Genomic DNA, 17,864 nt, shown 5'->3' with positions numbered 1-17,864 from the left:
CAAAGCAGCTCATCTGCTGTTTCCTTAACTGACAGGCATTAGGGCTTGCCCCCGATAGCGGTGTATCAGCCACCTAATATATGGCTGACCCACTGCAATCGGGGGCAAGTCGAATCGTCGCACCGCCCCTCCCACACAAGCCATCTCCAACCTTTGAACTGCCGGGTGTCAGCGGAAGCGGTCTACTTCATGGCGCAAACCTGCCGCCAAGGTCTCCAGTTCCTTGGCGGTGATCGCCAAATTCGACACCACCTCCCGCTGCTCACTGTTGGCCAACGCAATGCTCTGCAAATTACTGCTCAGCAACGTCGCCGTACTGCTCTGCTCCTGCGTCGCCGTGGTAATCGCCGCAAACTGCTGGCCCGCCGAACGGCTTTGCTCGTCAATACGCGCCAGCGCCGAAGCCACATCAGCATTACGCGACAGGCCTTCCTGCATCAGCACATTGCCGTGTTCCATGGTGCTAATGGCATTGCCGGTTTCCTGCTGGATGCTCTGGATCATCCCGGAAATCTCGTCAGTGGCCTGGCGAGTCCGCGATGCCAGGTTGCGCACTTCATCAGCGACCACGGCAAACCCGCGACCTTGCTCGCCGGCGCGAGCGGCTTCGATAGCCGCGTTGAGCGCCAACAGGTTGGTCTGTTCGGCAATGGACGTGATCACACCGACAATCCCACCGATCTCCTGGGAGCGTTGACCCAAGGTGTTGATTACCGTAGCCGTGCTATTGAGCGCCGTGGCGATATGTTCCAGAGACGACGACGCCTCTTGCATCGACGTACGACCAATACGGGTTTGCTGGGCGTTTTCCTGGGCCAGGCGCTCGGTGTTGCCCATGTTGTCGGCGATGTTCAGCGAAGTGGCGCTGAATTCTTCCACCGCGCCGGCCATGCTGGTGATCTCGCCGGACTGCTGCTCCATGCCTTCATAGGCACCGCCGGACAACCCGGACAATGCCTGGGCACGGCCATTGACCTCTTCGGCCGCCTTGCGAATATGCGAGACCATCGTCGACAGCGCTTCACCCATCTGGTTGAAGCTGCGGGCCAGTTGGCCAATCTCGTCATGGCTGGACACGTTGAGGCGTGCACTCAAGTCGCCCGCGCCCAAGGCCTCGGCCTGACGCACCAGGTCACCCAACGGCGCCAGCTTGCTGCGCAGCAGCCAGACCGTAGCGCCCACCGCCAGCAGCATCGCCAGCACGCTGCCGATCACCAGCCGAATACCGACATCCCACGTCACCGAGCGAATCTCGGCCTTGGGCATGCTGGCAACTACCGCCCACGGGCCGCCTTCGAACGGCACCGATACGCTGTAGAAATCTTCGTTTTTATCTGCCCAGAAGCGACCGGCACCCGGCGTCTTGGCCAGGTCCAGCATCACCGGTACAGCCTGGTCGGGTGCCTGTACGCCAGCCGGCGGCACCAGCCAGCGCTTCTGCTCGTCGAGCAACGCCAGAGAGCCGGTCTGGCCGATACGGAAGCGCTTGAGGTTGTCGAACTGGGCATTCTGCGCATCGGTGTAGTCGAAGCCGATGAACAACACGGCGATGACCTGGCCACTGCTGTCACGCACGGGACTGTATTGGGTCATGTAGGAACGATCAAACAGCACCGCACGACCGATATATGTCTGCCCGCTGAGCACCCGCTGATAGGCCGGGCCCTGGCGATCCAGCACTGTGCCGATGGCGCGGTTGCCGTCCTGCTTGGTCAGGGAGGTGCTGATGCGGATAAAGTCTTCGCCGCTGCGCACGAACACGGTGGCTACGCCGCCGGACATCTGCTTGAACTCGTCGACTTCGGTGAAATCGTTGTTCAGGACGTGGCTGCCCAGGTACAGGCTCGGGGTTTGCACGCCGGCCACGGTCACCGGTTGGTCCGCACGCACGCTCAAGCCGGCGCCGAAGCGCTTTTCGAACAAGCCCGTCAGCCGCTGCGTGCTTTCGCGCAGCGTGCTGTGGAAAGTATTGAGCTGGTCAGCAAGCAGGCGTGCTTCGCTGGCCAAGTGTTCTTCACGGGTATCGAGGTTGGCAGCGTCAAGAGAACGCAAGGCAAAGACAGTACTGCCGCCAATGGCGACAGCGAGGATCACGGCTAACGCGAGGCCTAGCTGGGAGGCGATCCGAGCGCGAGGTTGAGACATGACAGCTCCTGGCCGAGGCCAGGATCATCCTGATCTCATAGCGCTGCTCGGCAAATTATCTAGTGGGTAGCGTTGGTGCACGATGGTCCCAACACACCTACTTCGGCGCGCACGATCAATACTTGAGCGAATCACAGGGGTATCGCGCAAACGATTGCACCGTGGATATGTATCGAGCCGTTACAAGCGCTCTACGTCGGGTAATTCCATCGCTTTGACCTCACCCTGTAGAAAGTCCGCCAACCGTCGCAACCGCTCGCCACCCGGGCGGGTCTTGGGCCATACCAGGTAGTAATTTTCACCACTGGCCACCGCTGTCGGCCACGGCAGGCTCAACCGCTCTTGGGCGACGTCTTCAGCCACCATCAGCAAATCGCCCATGGACACACCGTAGCCCCGCGCCGCCGCGATCATGCCCAGTTCCAGCGTGTCGAACACCTGCCCGCCCTTGAGCGATACCTGCGAGGAAAGCCCCATGCGTTCCAGCCAGTTGCGCCAGTCGCGACGGTCGGGCGTGGGGTGCAGCAACTCGGCGGTCGCCAGGCGCTCGGCATCCCAAGGGCCGTCGTCCAGCAGGTTCGGCGCGCCCACCGGAATCAACAATTCAGGAAACAGGTAGCACGCCTCCCAATCGGCCGGAAAATGCCCGAAGCTCAGCAATACAGCACAGTCGAACGGCTCCTGGTTGAAGTCCACCTCGTCCACGCTCATCCAGGCACTGGTGAGTTGCACCTCATTGCCCGGCTGCAACGCCCGGAAGCGGCTGAGCCGCGCCAGCAGCCAACGCATGGTGAGGGTGGACGGTGCCTTCATGCGCAGGATGTCGTCCTCGGCGTTCAAGGTATGACAGGCCCGCTCCAGCGCGGCGAACCCTTCGCGCACACCGGGCAACAGCAGGCGCGCGGCTTCGGTGAGCTGCAAGGTGCGCCCGCTGCGCTGGAACAGGCGGCAGGCGAAGTGATCTTCCAGGGTGCGGATATGTCGGCTCACGGCACTTTGCGTAATCGACAGTTCTTCCGCTGCACGGGTGAACGAGTTGTGTCGAGAGGCGGCTTCAAAAGCCCGCAGGGCATAAAGCGGAGGAAGACGACGAGACATCTGGAAAACCCCTACAGAGCAATGCCTCACCCTACCAGATTCGACACGCATGAGTTTTAGTCATGCGAATGATCGCTTTTATCCCTTTGTGTAATGGCCCGAGCGCGCCGAGAATCAACCCTTCCACAACCCCCTGACTATTTGAGCGTGATGATCATGCAGCATCCGGCGCGTACCGAACTCTGGGCCATTCTGCGGCTGTCGGGGCCGTTGATTGCCTCACAGTTGGCGCACATGCTGATGGTGCTGACCGACACCCTCATGATGGCCCGCCTGAGCCCCGAAGCCTTGGCCGGCGGCGGCCTGGGCGCGGCCAGTTATTCGTTCGTGTCGATCTTCTGCATTGGCGTGATTGCCGCCGTGGGCACTTTGGTGGCGATCCGTCATGGCGCAGGCGATATCGAAGGCGCCACCCGCCTGACTCAGGCAGGGCTGTGGCTCGCCTGGCTGATGGCACTGGCGGCAGGCTTGCTGCTGTGGAACCTCAAGCCGGTCCTGTTGATGTTCGGCCAGACCGAAACCAACGTACAGTCGGCGGGACAGTTCCTGACGATCCTGCCCTTCGCCCTGCCCGGTTACCTGAGTTTCATGGCCTTGCGCGGCTTTACCAGCGCCATCGGCAAGGCCACGCCGGTGATGGTGATCAGCCTGGGCGGCACCGTGCTCAACTACCTGCTCAATCACGCCTTGATCGAAGGCATGTTCGGCCTGCCCAAGCTCGGGTTGATGGGTATCGGCCTGGTCACCGCTATCGTCGCCAATGGCATGGCGCTGGCGTTGATGTGGTACATCCGCAGCAACCGCGCATACGCCGCCTACCCCCTGAGCGCTGGCCTGCTGCGCTTGAACACCCAGTACCTGCGCGAGCTGTGGCGCCTGGGCCTGCCGATTGGTGGCACCTATGCGGTGGAAGTCGGGCTGTTCGCGTTTGCGGCCCTGTGCATGGGCACCATGGGCAGCACCCAGTTGGCGGCGCACCAGATTGCCCTGCAAATCGTCTCGGTGGCGTTCATGGTGCCGGCGGGGATGTCCTACGCGGTGACCATGCGCATCGGCCAACACTACGGCGCCGGGCAGTTAACGCAGGCACGCATGGCCGGACGCGTTGGCATCGGCTTTGGCGCCATGGTGATGCTCGGATTTGCCGCGGTGTTGTGGCTGTTTTCCGATCCGCTGATCGGACTGCTGATCGACCATGACAACCCGGCGTTCCACGATGTGATCGTCCTGGCGGTCAGCCTGCTCGCCGTCGCGGCGTGGTTCGAGCTGTTTGACGGGGTGCAGACCATCGCCATGGGCTGCATTCGCGGGCTCAAGGACGCCAAGACCACATTCCTGATCGGTGCCGGCTGTTATTGGTTGATTGGAGCACCGTCGGCCTGGCTGATGGCCTTCACCCTCGGCTGGGGGCCGACCGGGGTTTGGTGGGGCTTGGCGCTGGGGCTGGCATGTGCGGCGGTGAGTTTGACCTGGGCATTTGAGGCGAAGATGAAGCGGATGATTCGGCAGGAGCCGGAGCCTGAAAGTGGGAGGGCAAGCCCCCTCCCACAGGGTTAATTGGGTTTGCAAGGCTGCGATTTAGCCCAACAGCGCCTGCTGGCCCTTACCAAAGGTTAGGTACTCCACCAATTCCGGCAGCGGCAACGGCTTGCTGATCAGATAACCCTGGGCCTGGTCACACCCAAACAACCGCAACAACGCCAGCTGCTCAGGGGTTTCCACACCTTCGGCCACCACTTCCAGGTTCAGGTTGTGCGCCAGGTTGATCATGGCGTGCACCAACTTGCGGTTTTCTTCGCGCTCTTCCATGCCGCCGACAAAGCTCTTGTCGATCTTCAACAAGGCAATCGGCAGGCTGTTGAGGTGCACGAACGATGAAAAACCGGTGCCAAAGTCATCCAGGGAAAACCGCACACCCAGACGACCGAGGGCATCCATGGTCTGTTTGACCAGGTCACTGCGGCGCATCACGGCGGTCTCGGTCAACTCAAACTCCAACCAGCGCGCATCCACGCCACGCTCAGTAATCAAGCGGCTGAGGGTCGAAAGCAATTGGCTGTCCTGGAACTGGCGGAACGACAGGTTGACCGCCATGTGCAACGGCGGCAGGCCGCGTTCGCGCAACGCCTGCATGTCGCGCAGGGCGCGGGAGATCACCCAGTAACCCAACGGAACGATCAAGCCACTCTGCTCGGCCAACGGCACGAACTCGCTGGGCGGCAACAGGCCGCGCTCGCCGTGGCGCCAGCGCACCAAGGCTTCCAGGCCGACGATGTGCCCATCGTCCAGGTCCAGCCGCGGCTGGTAGTGCAATTCCAACTCATCCCGGCGCAAGGCGCGGCGCAGCTCGGTTTCCAGATCGGCCAGGCTGCGGGCGTTGCGGTTGATGCGCTCGTTGAAGATATGAAAGGTGCAGCCCTGGGTGCTCTTGGCTTGCTGCATGGCGATATGCGCGTGCCACATCAGCGGGTCGGCGCCGGCACGAGCGCGGGCATGGGCCACGCCCAGGCTGCAACCGATCAGCAGGCTCTCGCCGTCGACCCAGTAGGGCTCGGCCATGACTTCGGTGATGCGCTCGGCGATCCACTCGGCGCGCTGGGGCGCGCGGCGGGTGTCGATCAGCAAGGCGAATTCGTCACTGCCCAGGCGGGCCAATTGGTCGCCGGCCTCGAGCTGGCTCTTGAGCCGCGACACCACTTGCAGGATCAGGCGGTCGCCGGCTTGGTGACCGAGCGCGTCGTTGGCGTGACGGAAATTGTCGAGGTCCAGATGCCCCAGGGCCACGCCGCGGCCTTCGTTCTCGGCCAGTCGCGCTGCCAGCAGTGTCTGGAAACCCTGACGGTTGGCGATGCCCGTCAGCGGGTCCTGTTCGGCCAGGCGTTGCAGGGTGTTTTCCAGCAGGCCGCGCTCGCGAACATGGCGCAGGCAGCGGCGCAATGTATCGGCGTCCACTACATCCCGGACCAGCCAATCGCTGACGCCGAGGGGCGATACCAGCGGTTCCTGCTCCAGCAGCAACACGCTCGGCAAGCTGCAACGGCCAGGGCTTGGTTGCAGGTTGGGCGTGGTCAACAGCACGGCGCTGTGGTCGTCATCGAACAAACGACTCACGGAATCCCAATTCGGCGCGCTGATCAGCACGGCCCCCTCGCCCATCGGCGCCAGGCACTCGCGCAACAACGCTGCCCACTCAGGCGCATCGGCCAGTAGCAGCAAACGCAAGGGTTCGACAGGCGTAGACAAGCTAGCTCCCTAGACTCTGCAAGATTTCGTTGGCGACGGGCATTATGACGTGCGGCCTGATAATCACCAATGATAGGGGTTATCAAATACGCAGATTACAAACATTAGTCGTAAATGCCTGCACATCCTGCGGCAAAGTATCAAAACCGGCAAATTTAGATCGAGTGGTACGTCACACTGTCGTTCTGACAGAGCAGAATCCTGCGAGCCTGTTAAAATGCCCGCCCTTTTGATCAATGACCCCCTGAATTCTGTATGTCCCGACTCAATCCCCGGCAGCAAGAAGCCGTGAACTACGTCGGCGGCCCTCTATTGGTGCTCGCCGGTGCAGGCTCCGGCAAGACCAGCGTGATCACCCGCAAGATCGCGCACTTGATCCAGCACTGCGGCATCCGCGCCCAGTACATCGTCGCCATGACCTTCACCAACAAGGCGGCGCGGGAAATGAAGGAACGCGTCGGCACCCTGCTCAAGGGTGGCGAAGGCCGTGGCCTCACCGTGTGTACGTTCCACAACCTGGGCTTGAACATCATCCGCAAGGAGCATGTGCGCCTGGGCTACAAGCCGGGCTTCTCGATCTTCGACGAGACCGACGTCAAGTCGCTGATGACCGACATCATGCAAAAGGAATACGCAGGCGACGACGGCGTGGATGAGATCAAGAACATGATCGGCGCCTGGAAAAACGACCTGATCCTGCCCGCCCAGGCCCTGGAAAACGCACGCAACCCCAAGGAACAGACCGCCGCCATCGTCTACACCCACTACCAGCGCACGCTCAAGGCGTTCAACGCGGTGGACTTCGACGACCTGATCCTGCTGCCGGTAAAACTGTTCGAAGAACACGCCGACATCCTGGAAAAATGGCAGAACAAGGTGCGCTACCTGCTGGTGGACGAATACCAGGACACCAACGCCAGCCAGTACCTGCTGGTGAAGATGCTGATCGGCAAGCGCAACCAGTTCACCGTGGTGGGCGACGATGACCAATCGATCTACGCCTGGCGTGGCGCCCGCCCGGAAAACCTGATGCTGCTCAAGGACGACTACCCGTCCCTGAAAGTGGTGATGCTGGAGCAGAACTACCGCTCCACCAGCCGCATTCTGCGGTGCGCCAACGTACTGATCTCGAACAACCCCCACGAGTTTGAAAAACAACTGTGGAGCGAGATGGGTCATGGCGATGAGATCCGCGTGATCCGCTGCCGCAACGAAGACGCCGAAGCCGAACGCGTGGCCGTGGAAATCCTCAGCCTGCACCTGCGCACCGACCGACCCTACAGCGACTTTGCGATCCTCTATCGCGGCAACTACCAGGCCAAGCTGATCGAGCTGAAATTGCAGCACCACCAGGTGCCGTATCGCCTGTCCGGCGGCAACAGCTTTTTCGGACGCCAGGAAGTAAAAGACCTGATGGCCTACTTCCGGCTGATCGTGAACCCGGACGACGACAACGCCTTCCTGCGTGTGATCAACGTGCCGCGCCGGGAAATCGGCTCGACCACCCTGGAAAAGCTCGGTAACTACGCCACCGAACGCAAGATCTCGATGTACGCCGCCACCGACGAAATCGGCCTGGGCGAACACCTGGACACGCGCTTCACCGATCGTCTGTCGCGCTTCAAGCGCTTCATGGACAAGGTGCGCGAGCAGTGCGCCGGCGAAGACCCGATCAGTGCCCTGCGCAGCATGGTCATGGACATCGACTACGAGAACTGGCTGCGCACCAACAGTTCCAGCGACAAAGCCGCCGATTACCGCATGAGTAACGTGTGGTTCCTGATCGAAGCGTTGAAGAACACCCTGGAAAAAGACGAAGACGGCGAGATGACCGTCGAAGACGCCATCGGCAAGCTGGTGCTGCGCGACATGCTGGAGCGCCAGCAGGAAGAGGAAGACGGCGCCGAAGGTGTGCAGATGATGACCTTGCATGCGTCCAAAGGCCTGGAATTCCCCTACGTGTTCATCATGGGCATGGAAGAGGAAATCCTCCCGCACCGTTCCAGCATCGAAGCCGACACCATCGAAGAAGAACGCCGCCTGGCCTACGTGGGCATTACCCGCGCGCGTCAGACCCTGGCCTTCACCTTTGCCGCCAAGCGCAAGCAATACGGCGAAATCATCGATTGTGCCCCCAGCCGGTTCCTGGATGAACTGCCGCCGGACGACCTGGCCTGGGAAGGCAATGACGACACCCCGACCGAGGTAAAAGCCGTGCGCGGCAACACTGCCTTGGCGGATATACGCGCGATGCTAAAGCGCTAGAATCGACTACTTTTTAATCTACTTTCGGCGCGCGTTGCGCCAACAGAGGAAGCTTTCCGTGGAAGCACTGCACAAGAAAATTCGCGAAGAAGGCATCGTGCTTTCCGATCAGGTACTCAAGGTCGACGCCTTTCTGAACCACCAGATCGACCCGGCGCTGATGAAACTGATCGGCGACGAATTCGCCGCGCTGTTCAAGGACTCGGGCATCACCAAGATCGTCACCATTGAAGCGTCGGGCATTGCGCCGGCGATCATGACCGGCCTGAACCTGGGCGTCCCGGTGATTTTCGCGCGCAAGCACCAGTCCCTGACCCTGACTGAAAACCTGTTGTCGGCGACTGTGTATTCGTTCACCAAGCAAACCGAAAGCACCGTGGCGATCTCCCCGCGCCACCTCACCAGCAGCGACCGCGTGCTGGTGATCGACGACTTCCTGGCCAACGGCAAGGCGTCCCAGGCGCTGATCTCGATCATCAAACAGGCGGGCGCAACCGTTGCCGGTTTGGGGATCGTGATCGAGAAATCGTTCCAGGGTGGCCGTGCGGAACTGGATGCGCAGGGGTATCGGGTTGAGTCATTGGCGCGGGTTAAATCGCTGGCCGGCGGTGTAGTGACCTTCATCGAGTAATCACTGCCTGAATGCAGTTAAAAATGTGGGAGGGGCGGTGCGACGATTCGACTTGCCCCCGATTGCAGTGTGTCAGCCAATACATCTGTGACTGATACAACGCTATCGGGGGCAAGCCCCCTCCCACATTTGCCCTCTATTGTTTGTTAGTGCGCGGTGGCCTGCAAGCCAGCAAGCAGCAGCCGCTGATACAGGTCCTCTTTCAGCCCTTCAGGGCTATCCAACCGCATCCGCTTCAAATGCTCTGGAAACGCCTCCGGCTCCGGCGCATCCAGCGCGGCCTTGCCCAACTCCAGAATCTCCGTCAGCTTGAATTTGCTCTTGAGCCAGTTCAACGCCCGCAACAGATCCCGTTCTTCATCGGTAAAGTCGCTGCCCAGCGGATACTCCGGGAACAACCGACGATGCCGCGCCTGAATGCCCTTGAGCCGCTCCGGTGTGTTGTCGGTAAAACGCGCCTCCAACTGAAAACCCTTGGGTAACTTGCCGGCCTCTTGTGCCTGTTCGATCAAGTCGTCCTGGAAGCGTGAGTCGGTAATATTGAGCAACGCCTCGATCACCTTGGCATCCGTCTGGCCGCGCAAATCGGCGATGCCGTACTCGGTGATGACGATATCCCGCAGGTGTCGGGGAATGGTGCAATGACCGTAGTCCCAGACGATATTGGAACTGACCTCTCCCGCCGACTCGCGCCAACTGCGCAGGATCAGGATGGAGCGCGCGCCTTCCAGCGCATGCCCTTGGGCCACAAAGTTGTATTGCCCGCCGACGCCACTGAGCACACGGCCGTCTTCCAACTGGTCGGCCACGCCAGCACCGAGCAGCGTCACCATGATTGCGCTGTTGATAAACCGCGCATCCAACCGTTGCAGGCGCTTGAGTTCTTCCTGGCCGTACAGTTCGTTGATGTAGCTGATGCGGGTCATGTTGAATTCAAGGCGCTTGGCGTGGGTCATTTCCTGCAGGCGTTGGTAGAAACTGCCCGGGCCGAGGAAAAAGCCGCCATGGATTGAAACCCCATCGGGCTGCGCGGCATCGTCCAACGTGCCGGCGTTTGCCTGTTCCTGGGTCGCCACGTCCGGGTAGACCTTGCGCCGGATAATCCCCGCATCTGCCAGTACCAACAGGCCGTTGACGAACATTTCGCTGCAACCATAAAGACCACGGGCAAACGGCGCGACGCCGCCTTCATGGCTGATCAACGGCGCCCATTGGTACACGTCGAGGTCAGTCAGCAGCAATCGATAGGCTTCGTTATCGGCCTGTCGGGCCAGTAATGCTGCGGTTAGCGCGTCGCCCATTGAGCCGATGCCAATCTGCAAGGTGCCACCATCGCGCACCAGCGTGCTGGCATGCAGGCCGATAAAGTGATCCTGGAACCCCACCGGCATGTTCGGCGTGGAAAACAACGTGGTGCTGTCTTTTTCATCCAGCAAGTAGTCGAACGCATCCATGCCCAATTCGGCATCACCGGGCATGTAGGGCAAATCGGTGTGAACCTGGCCGACAATCAGGATGGTCTCCCCGGCGTCGCGGCGCTTGGCGATCATTGGCAACAGGTCGAGGGTGATATCCGGGTTGCAGCTCAGGCTCAGGCGATCGGGATGCTCGGCGCTGCTGGCCACCAACTGCGCCACCAGGTTCAGGCCAGCGGCGTTGATATCACGGGCGGCGTGGCTGTAGTTGCTGCTTACATAGTCCTGCTGGGCCGACGTACTGTGCAGCAGGCTGCCAGGCTGCATGAAGAACTGCTGCACGTGGATATTCTTCGGCAGGCTGTCCTTGCGCAGGTCGGCGAGGAAATCCAGCTCGGGGTAATCGCCAAACACCCGCTCGATAAACGGTTCCAGAAAGCGCTTCTGCAAGCCGTCGCCCATGGTCGGGCGGCCCAGACTCAGCGCGGTGTAGATCGTCAGCTCCCGCTCCGGCAACTGGGCGACGCGCCGGTACAGCGCATTGACGAACAGGTTGGGCTTGCCCAGGCCCAGGGGCATGCCCATGTGGATATGCGCCGGCAAGCGCGCCAGTACGTCGTCAACTGCTTGCTCGATTGAACACAACTGCACCATCCGACCCTCCTGAACATTCCGTGATTAGGGGTTGGACAGAGAGTGGCGGGTCTTTGCTGCAAAGAACAGCCTGGAAACACAAAACCCAGGCACAAAAAAGCCGCTGGTCAGCGGCTTTTTGGCGAAGATCGGATTATTTAAGCCCCGACATCTTCTCGATTGCACCCTTAAGCTCATCATCCGAGCAATCCGCACACGTGCCCTTCGGCGGCATGGCGTTCAGGCCGGTGATGGCCTTGGCCAGCAGGCCATCGAGGCCACCCTGGTGGTCGGCACGGTCTTTCCAGGCGGCGGTGTCGCCGATTTTTGGTGCACCCAGCAAGCCAGTGCCGTGGCACGCGTTGCAGTGCTTGGCGATGATATCGTCCGGGGTTTTAGCGCCGCCGCCGCCCGCCGCAACGGCCACTTCCATGCCCTTGCATTCCTGGCCCTGGACACACACCTGGCCCACAGGCTCCAGGCGCTTGGCAATTTCATCATTGGTCGCAGCTTGAGCGCTGACAGCCCATAGGGCCAGTACGGTTGCTGGTGCAGCCAGCATTTTCATAATTAGGTTCACGCGTTCACCCTCAATGGTGGCTATTCACGCCTGCGGCCACGGTTTCGCAGGCGGCGAAAGTATAACGGTTAGCCCGCCGGGCCGAAACAACCCTATTAAATAAAGGGAGATTCGGTTTCACGGATGCAGCTTCGGGTGTGTCTGCAACGCTGGCAGCACGCCTCTTCTGTCAAAAGTTCGCGGGTGTGGCTGCGCTGATTAGTCGCGCCGGCACGTCGAACGGGTTGCGAAAACGATGAGGCTTGGTGCTTTCAAAGTAGTAGCTATCGCCAGCTTCGAGCACAAAAGTTTCAAGACCGACCACCAACTCCAGGCGCCCTTCCACCAGAATCCCGGTTTCCTCGCCTTCGTGGGTGAGCATTTCTTCGCCCGTGTCGGCGCCCGGTGGGTAGATCTCGTTGAGAAACGCAATCGCCCGGCTGGGGTGCGCCCGGCCTACCAGTTTCATGGTGACGGCGCCGTCAGAGATGTCGATCAGCTCATTGGCTTTATAGACGATCTGCGTCGGTATTTCCTGGAGGATCTCCTCGGAAAAGAACTCGACCATGGACATGGGAATGCCACCCAGCACCTTGCGCAAGGAGCTGATCGAGGGGCTGACGCTGTTTTTTTCGATCATCGAAATGGTGCTGTTGGTGACACCCGCACGCTTGGCGAGCTCACGCTGGGAAAGACCTTTGAGTTTACGGATGGATTGCAGTCGTTCGCCGACGTCCAATGCAGGAGCCTCCTAGGATTCAGGCTTTGTTGTAATTGAGCGTTATCATGGCGACAGCGTTCAGTATTTACAACACTTGGGCCTAAATCCCGGGCAGCTGTATTCGTACCGGGCGATCAAGCGCCGGAATAGAGCCTTGGCACGCGGCGCAGATTGCAGAAGATCTGATAGGGGATGGTCTCGGCAGCGGTGGCAATGTCGCTGGCGAGGATATTTTTACCCCACAGCTCCACCGAGGACCCGAGACCCGCCTGAGGCACATCCGTCAGGTCGATGCACAGCATGTCCATGGACACGCGCCCGAGCAATTGGCTGCGTTGCCCGGCAACCAACACCGGCGTGCCGGTCGGGGCGTGGCGTGGGTAACCATCGGCATACCCCATGGCAACGACGCCGATGCGCATCGGCTTGGGCGTGATGAATTTGGCGCCATAACCTACCGGCTCGCCCGCCGGCAGCTCACGCACGCAGATGACTTTGGATTCCAGGGTCATCACCGGCTGCAAACGCGCGGCCACCGCCTGGTCCTCGCCAAATGGCGTGGCGCCGTAAAGCATGATGCCGGGGCGCACCCAGTCACTGGAGACATTGGGCCAGCCCATCACCGACGGCGAATTGCGCAGGCTGACTTCCGCCGACAACCCCTGGCGCGCCGCATCAAACACTGCCACTTGTTCGTCACTGCGTACACAATCCAGCTCATCGGCGCGGGCGAAGTGGCTCATCAGTACGATCTTGGCCACCTTGCCGCTGGCCAGCAGGCGCTGGTAGGCCTCGTGGTAATCCTTGGGGTGCAGGCCAACGCGGTGCATGCCTGAGTCGAGCTTGAGCCAGATGGTCAGCGGTTTGCTCAACCGGGCTTGCTCAATGGCTTCCAGCTGCCACAACGAATGCACCACACACCACAAGTCATGCTGGTTGATCAGCGCCAGTTCGTCCGCTTCGAAAAAACCTTCCAACAACAGCACCGGCGCACGAATGCCGGCGGCACGCAGTTCGAGCGCTTCTTCGATGCACGCCACGGCAAAACCATCGGCCTCGGCTTCCAGCGCCTGCGCCACGCGTACGGCGCCATGGCCGTAGGCATCCGCCTTGACCACGGCAAGCGCCTTGGCCCCCGTGACTTCACGGGCCAATTGGTAGTTGTGGCGCAGGGCTTGAAGGTCGATCAGGGCACGGGCAGGACGCATGGCGGCAGGCTTCTAGGCAGCAGAGTGAAGAAAAACCGGCACCGACCGACAACATCGGCACCGGGAGAGGGATCGGTGTTCAGGGCAACCTGCGCGTTAGCTCATGCACTCATGAGTGAGCGGGCGCTGTACTGGCATGTTTTGCAGACTCCTGCTGGTTGCCATAACGGGAAATATCGAGGCCGGCGGCGCTGATCTGCGGCGTTTTCTTCGCCATCAGGTCGGCCAGCAAACGGCCGGAGCCACAGGCCATGGTCCAACCGAGGGTGCCGTGGCCGGTATTCAGGAACAGGTTCTTGAATGGGGTCGCGCCAACAATCGGTGTGCCGTCGGGTGTGGTCGGGCGCAAGCCGGTCCAGAACGACGCCTGGGCCAAATCGCCGCCCTGAGGATAAAGGTCGTTGACGATCATCTCCAGGGTTTCGCGTCGACGCGGGTTCAGCGACAGGTCAAAACCGGCGATTTCAGCCATGCCGCCGACGCGGATACGGTTGTCGAAACGGGTGATCGCGACCTTGTAGGTCTCGTCGAGAATGGTCGACGTCGGCGCCATGGCCGGGTTGGTGATCGGTACGGTCAGCGAGTAACCCTTGAGCGGGTACACCGGCGCCTTGATCCCCAACGGCTTGAGCAGCTTCGGCGAATAGCTGCCGAGGGCCAGCACGTAGCGGTCGGCGGTTTCCAGCTTGCCGTCGATCCACACACCGTTGATGCGCTCGCCTGCATAGTCGAGACGCTGGATGTCCTGTTCGAAACGGAAGTCCACACCCATCTGCCGGCACATCTCGGCCAGGCGCGTGGTGAACATCTGGCAGTCGCCGGTCTGGTCGTTCGGCAGGCGCAGGGCACCGGCAAGAATATCGGTGACACTGGCCAAGGCCGGTTCGACGCGGGCGATGCCGGCACGGTCGAGCAGTTCAAAAGGCACGCCGGACTCTTTCAGCACGGCGATATCTTTGGCGGCGCCGTCCAACTGTGCCTGAGTGCGGAACAATTGGGTCGTCCCCAGGCTGCGACCTTCGTAGGCAATGCCGGTTTCGGCGCGCAGTTCGTCGAGGCAGTCACGGCTGTATTCGGACAGGCGCACCATGCGCTCTTTGTTCACGGCGTAGCGGCTGGCGGTGCAGTTGCGCAGCATCTGCGCCATCCACAGGTATTGATCGATATCGGCGGTGGCCTTGATGGCCAGCGGTGCGTGGCGTTGCAGCAGCCACTTGATGGCCTTGAGCGGCACGCCCGGCGCGGCCCATGGCGACGCGTAGCCAGGAGACACCTGGCCGGCGTTGGCGAAGCTGGTTTCCATGGCAGCGGCGGGCTGGCGGTCGACCACGACCACTTCAAAGCCGGCCCGCGCCAAATAGTAGGCACTGGTCACCCCAATGACGCCGCTACCCAAGACCAGAACGCGCATTTTTATATCCTCATCGCGGGCAAGGCCGCTGACGTGTGTTATTCGAGCAATGATGGGCGCAGTGTAAAAAATTATTGCCAGTGCATTTCACTATATAAGTGCCTATATTTGGCGACAATTCTCGGCAAAAACCCTTTTCACAGAGGCGTATCCCCTATGCGTACCAACACCCAGACCAAGCGGGAGCTGGACAAAATCGACCGCAACATTCTGCGCATCCTGCAAACCGATGGGCGTATTTCGTTCACGGAGCTGGGGGAAAAGGTCGGGCTGTCGACCACGCCGTGCACCGAGCGCGTACGCCGGCTGGAGCGTGAAGGGATCATCATGGGCTACAACGCCCGGCTCAATCCGCAGCATTTGAAGGGCAGTTTGCTGGTATTTGTCGAGATCAGCCTGGATTACAAGTCGGGCGATACCTTTGAAGAATTTCGCCGCGCCGTGCTGAAACTGCCCCACGTGCTGGAATGCCACCTGGTGTCGGGGGACTTCGACTACCTGGTAAAGGCACGGATTTCGGAGATGGCGTCTTATCGCAAGCTGCTGGGGGATATCTTGCTCAAGCTGCCCCATGTGCGGGAGTCCAAGAGCTATATCGTGATGGAAGAGGTGAAGGAGAGCCTGAACCTGCCGATCCCGGACTGAACTGACACAACTCAGGTCAATGTGGGAGGGGGCTTGCCCCCGATAGCGGTGTGACAGTCAGCCCATTTATCACTGACCCGCCGCAATCGGGGGCAAGCCCCCTCCCACATTTGGACTGCGTAAACCTGTTAAACCAGTACCTGCCGAGTACTGGCCATGTACTCATGAATCTGCTTCTCCACCCGTGGGTGAATCAACTCCACCGGGCGCCGCCCATTCGGGCAGGGCAAGGTCTTGGTGGTACCGAACAACCGGCAGATCAGCGGTCGCTCGTCATACACGGTGCAACCGTTGGGCCCCAGGTGCACACAGTTCAACTCGTCCATTGCCGCATCCTGTTCGGCAGCCGTCTTACGCGGCAGACGCGACATTTCCTCCGGCGAGGTAGTGACCGGCCCACAGCAGTCATGGCAACCGGGGACGCACTCGAAGGAAGGAATCTGGCGGCGCAATGCGCTGATTTTCTGGCTGTTGCAACTCATTGAAACGGGTACCGAACGGCGAATAGGTGTGGATTCTGCCGCAAAAGCCAGTGATGAGACAGCTTCGCCCGACCGTTGTATCCTGCGTCAAATTTTCCACACAGGGAGGCTCCCCATGACCGCCAGCGCCCGACACACCGCTTCCTACTACGCCGCCAGCAGCGTGCCGCAACCTGATTACCCAGTGTTGAGCGGCGAAGTGGTTGCCGATGTGTGTGTGATTGGTGGGGGCTATTCAGGCATCAACACGGCCCTGGAGCTGGCTGAGCGCGGCTTCAACGTCGTGCTGCTGGAGGCCCGCAGAATCGGTTGGGGTGCCAGCGGGCGCAATGGCGGGCAGTTGATACGGGGCGTGGGCCATGGCCTGGACCAGTTCGCCAACGTGATCGGCAGCGACGGCGTGCGGCAGATGAAGCTGATGGGCCTGGAGGCCGTGGAGATCGTGCGCGAGCGCGTCGAGCGTTATCAGATTCCCTGCGACCTTACCTGGGGCTATTGCGACCTGGCGAACAAACCTCATCACCTCCAAGCGTTCGCCGAGGACGCAGAAGAGCTGCGCAGCCTTGGCTATCGTCATGAACTGCGCCTGCTGCAAGCGGGTGAGATGAGCAGTGTGATCGGCTCTGACCGTTATGTGGGCGGCATGATCGACATGGGCTCCGGCCATCTGCATCCGCTGAATCTAGCACTCGGCGAGGCCGCCGCCGCGCAGCAGTTGGGCGTGAAACTGTTTGAACAATCCGAGGTAACGCGCATCGACTACGGCCCCGAGGTCAAGGTGCACACCGCCCAAGGCCAGGTACGCGCCAAGACCCTGGTGCTGGCCTGCAACGCCTACCTCAATGGCCTGAACCCACAGCTGAGTGGCAAAGTACTGCCGGCCGGCAGCTACATCATCGCCACCGAGCCGTTGAGCGAAGCGCAGGCAACCAGCCTGCTACCGCAGAACATGGCCGTGTGTGACCAGCGAGTCACCGTGGACTACTTCCGTTTGTCCGCCGACCGACGCTTATTGTTCGGGGGGGCCTGCCACTATTCCGGTCGTGATCCTCAGGACATCGGCGCTTATATGCGCCCGAAGATGCTCAAAGTGTTTCCCCAACTGGCCGACGTGAAGATCGACTTCCAGTGGGGCGGCATGATCGGCATCGGCGCCAACCGTTTGCCGCAGATTGGCCGCCTGCCCGACCAGGCCAACGTGTATTACGCCCAGGCCTATGCGGGCCACGGCCTCAATGCCACGCACTTGGCGGGCAAGCTGCTGGCCGAAGCCATCAGTGGTCAACAGCAGGGGCGCTTCGATCTGTTCGCCCAGGTGCCGCACCTCACCTTCCCGGGCGGCAAGCATCTGCGCTCGCCGCTATTGGCATTGGGAATGCTCTGGCACCGGTTCAAAGAGCTGGTATGA

The 17,864-nt window shown here is 60.9% G+C and carries 14 protein-coding genes and 1 pseudogene; 5 read left to right on the top strand and 10 right to left on the bottom strand.

Annotation, left to right across the window (positions count from 1 at the left end; all coding sequences use genetic code 11):
- Positions 1–168: 168 nt before the first annotated feature.
- The 3 genes and pseudogenes from DYL61_RS32090 to DYL61_RS26725 all read right to left on the bottom strand — a co-directional run bounded on the left by DYL61_RS32090 (position 169) and on the right by DYL61_RS26725 (position 3,243).
- Positions 169–891 (bottom strand): methyl-accepting chemotaxis protein, encoded by a 723-nt coding sequence (locus DYL61_RS32090; RefSeq protein WP_476705395.1) that lies wholly within the window; start codon positions 889–891, stop codon positions 169–171.
- Between the two features lie 180 nt (positions 892–1,071).
- A pseudogene (locus tag DYL61_RS32085) lies at positions 1,072–2,145 on the bottom strand (Cache 3/Cache 2 fusion domain-containing protein); the annotation flags it as partial.
- A gap of 180 nt (positions 2,146–2,325) precedes the next feature.
- Positions 2,326–3,243 (bottom strand): LysR substrate-binding domain-containing protein, encoded by a 918-nt coding sequence (locus DYL61_RS26725; RefSeq protein WP_135310824.1) that lies wholly within the window; start codon positions 3,241–3,243, stop codon positions 2,326–2,328.
- A gap of 150 nt (positions 3,244–3,393) precedes the next feature.
- On the opposite strand from DYL61_RS26725, the gene DYL61_RS26720 reads away from it, so the two are divergent.
- The gene (locus DYL61_RS26720; protein ID WP_135310823.1) at positions 3,394–4,800 is read left to right on the top strand and encodes a NorM family multidrug efflux MATE transporter; all 1,407 of its coding nucleotides are present in this window, start codon (positions 3,394–3,396) and stop codon (positions 4,798–4,800) included.
- 21 nt (positions 4,801–4,821) lie between these two features.
- On the opposite strand, the gene DYL61_RS26715 is transcribed toward DYL61_RS26720, so the two are convergent.
- The gene (locus tag DYL61_RS26715; RefSeq protein ID WP_135310822.1) at positions 4,822–6,486 is read right to left on the bottom strand and encodes a putative bifunctional diguanylate cyclase/phosphodiesterase; all 1,665 of its coding nucleotides are present in this window, start codon (positions 6,484–6,486) and stop codon (positions 4,822–4,824) included.
- A 255-nt stretch (positions 6,487–6,741) separates the two neighbouring features.
- Between DYL61_RS26715 and rep the strand changes: the two genes are divergently transcribed.
- Positions 6,742–8,751: a DNA helicase Rep gene (gene rep / locus DYL61_RS26710; RefSeq protein WP_105695985.1), complete on the top strand. Its 2,010-nt coding sequence runs from the start codon at positions 6,742–6,744 to the stop codon at positions 8,749–8,751.
- A gap of 58 nt (positions 8,752–8,809) precedes the next feature.
- Complete coding sequence (locus DYL61_RS26705) at positions 8,810–9,382, top strand: xanthine phosphoribosyltransferase (RefSeq protein WP_071485175.1); 573 nt, start codon at positions 8,810–8,812, stop codon at positions 9,380–9,382.
- A gap of 146 nt (positions 9,383–9,528) precedes the next feature.
- On the opposite strand, the gene DYL61_RS26700 is transcribed toward DYL61_RS26705, so the two are convergent.
- The 5 genes from DYL61_RS26700 to dadA form a co-directional block, all read right to left on the bottom strand.
- Positions 9,529–11,451, bottom strand: a complete 1,923-nt coding sequence (locus tag DYL61_RS26700; protein ID WP_135310821.1) for an acetyl-CoA hydrolase/transferase C-terminal domain-containing protein — start codon at positions 11,449–11,451, stop codon at positions 9,529–9,531.
- A gap of 133 nt (positions 11,452–11,584) precedes the next feature.
- Complete coding sequence (locus DYL61_RS26695) at positions 11,585–11,998, bottom strand: c-type cytochrome (RefSeq protein WP_135310820.1); 414 nt, start codon at positions 11,996–11,998, stop codon at positions 11,585–11,587.
- 181 nt (positions 11,999–12,179) lie between these two features.
- A complete protein-coding gene (locus DYL61_RS26690; protein ID WP_003176893.1) occupies positions 12,180–12,728 on the bottom strand; it encodes a cupin domain-containing protein in 549 nt (182 codons plus the stop codon).
- 116 nt (positions 12,729–12,844) lie between these two features.
- Positions 12,845–13,918, bottom strand: coding sequence for an alanine racemase (gene alr / locus DYL61_RS26685; protein ID WP_135310819.1), 1,074 nt, complete (start codon positions 13,916–13,918; stop codon positions 12,845–12,847).
- 109 nt (positions 13,919–14,027) lie between these two features.
- On the bottom strand, positions 14,028–15,329 hold the full coding sequence (gene dadA / locus DYL61_RS26680; protein WP_135310818.1) for a D-amino acid dehydrogenase: 1,302 nt from the start codon (positions 15,327–15,329) through the stop codon (positions 14,028–14,030).
- Between the two features lie 156 nt (positions 15,330–15,485).
- Here dadA and DYL61_RS26675 point away from each other — a divergent pair, with 156 nt between their 5' ends.
- Positions 15,486–15,974, top strand: a complete 489-nt coding sequence (locus DYL61_RS26675) for an Lrp/AsnC ligand binding domain-containing protein (protein WP_003176896.1) — start codon at positions 15,486–15,488, stop codon at positions 15,972–15,974.
- Between the two features lie 128 nt (positions 15,975–16,102).
- Here DYL61_RS26675 and DYL61_RS26670 read toward each other — a convergent pair whose 3' ends face one another.
- Entirely contained in the window at positions 16,103–16,456 is a 354-nt protein-coding gene (locus DYL61_RS26670; RefSeq protein WP_016975913.1) for a YkgJ family cysteine cluster protein, read from the bottom strand.
- Positions 16,457–16,571: 115 nt separating this feature from the next.
- Between DYL61_RS26670 and DYL61_RS26665 the strand changes: the two genes are divergently transcribed.
- On the top strand, positions 16,572–17,864 hold the full coding sequence (locus DYL61_RS26665) for an NAD(P)/FAD-dependent oxidoreductase (protein WP_135310817.1): 1,293 nt from the start codon (positions 16,572–16,574) through the stop codon (positions 17,862–17,864).

Origin of the sequence: Pseudomonas nabeulensis (assembly GCF_004682045.1) — a bacterium.
In the GTDB taxonomy this organism is placed as follows: Bacteria; Pseudomonadota; Gammaproteobacteria; order Pseudomonadales; family Pseudomonadaceae; genus Aquipseudomonas; species Aquipseudomonas nabeulensis.
Note: the sequence above shows the minus strand (reverse complement) of the source record. Positions and strands in the feature narration are given on the sequence as shown.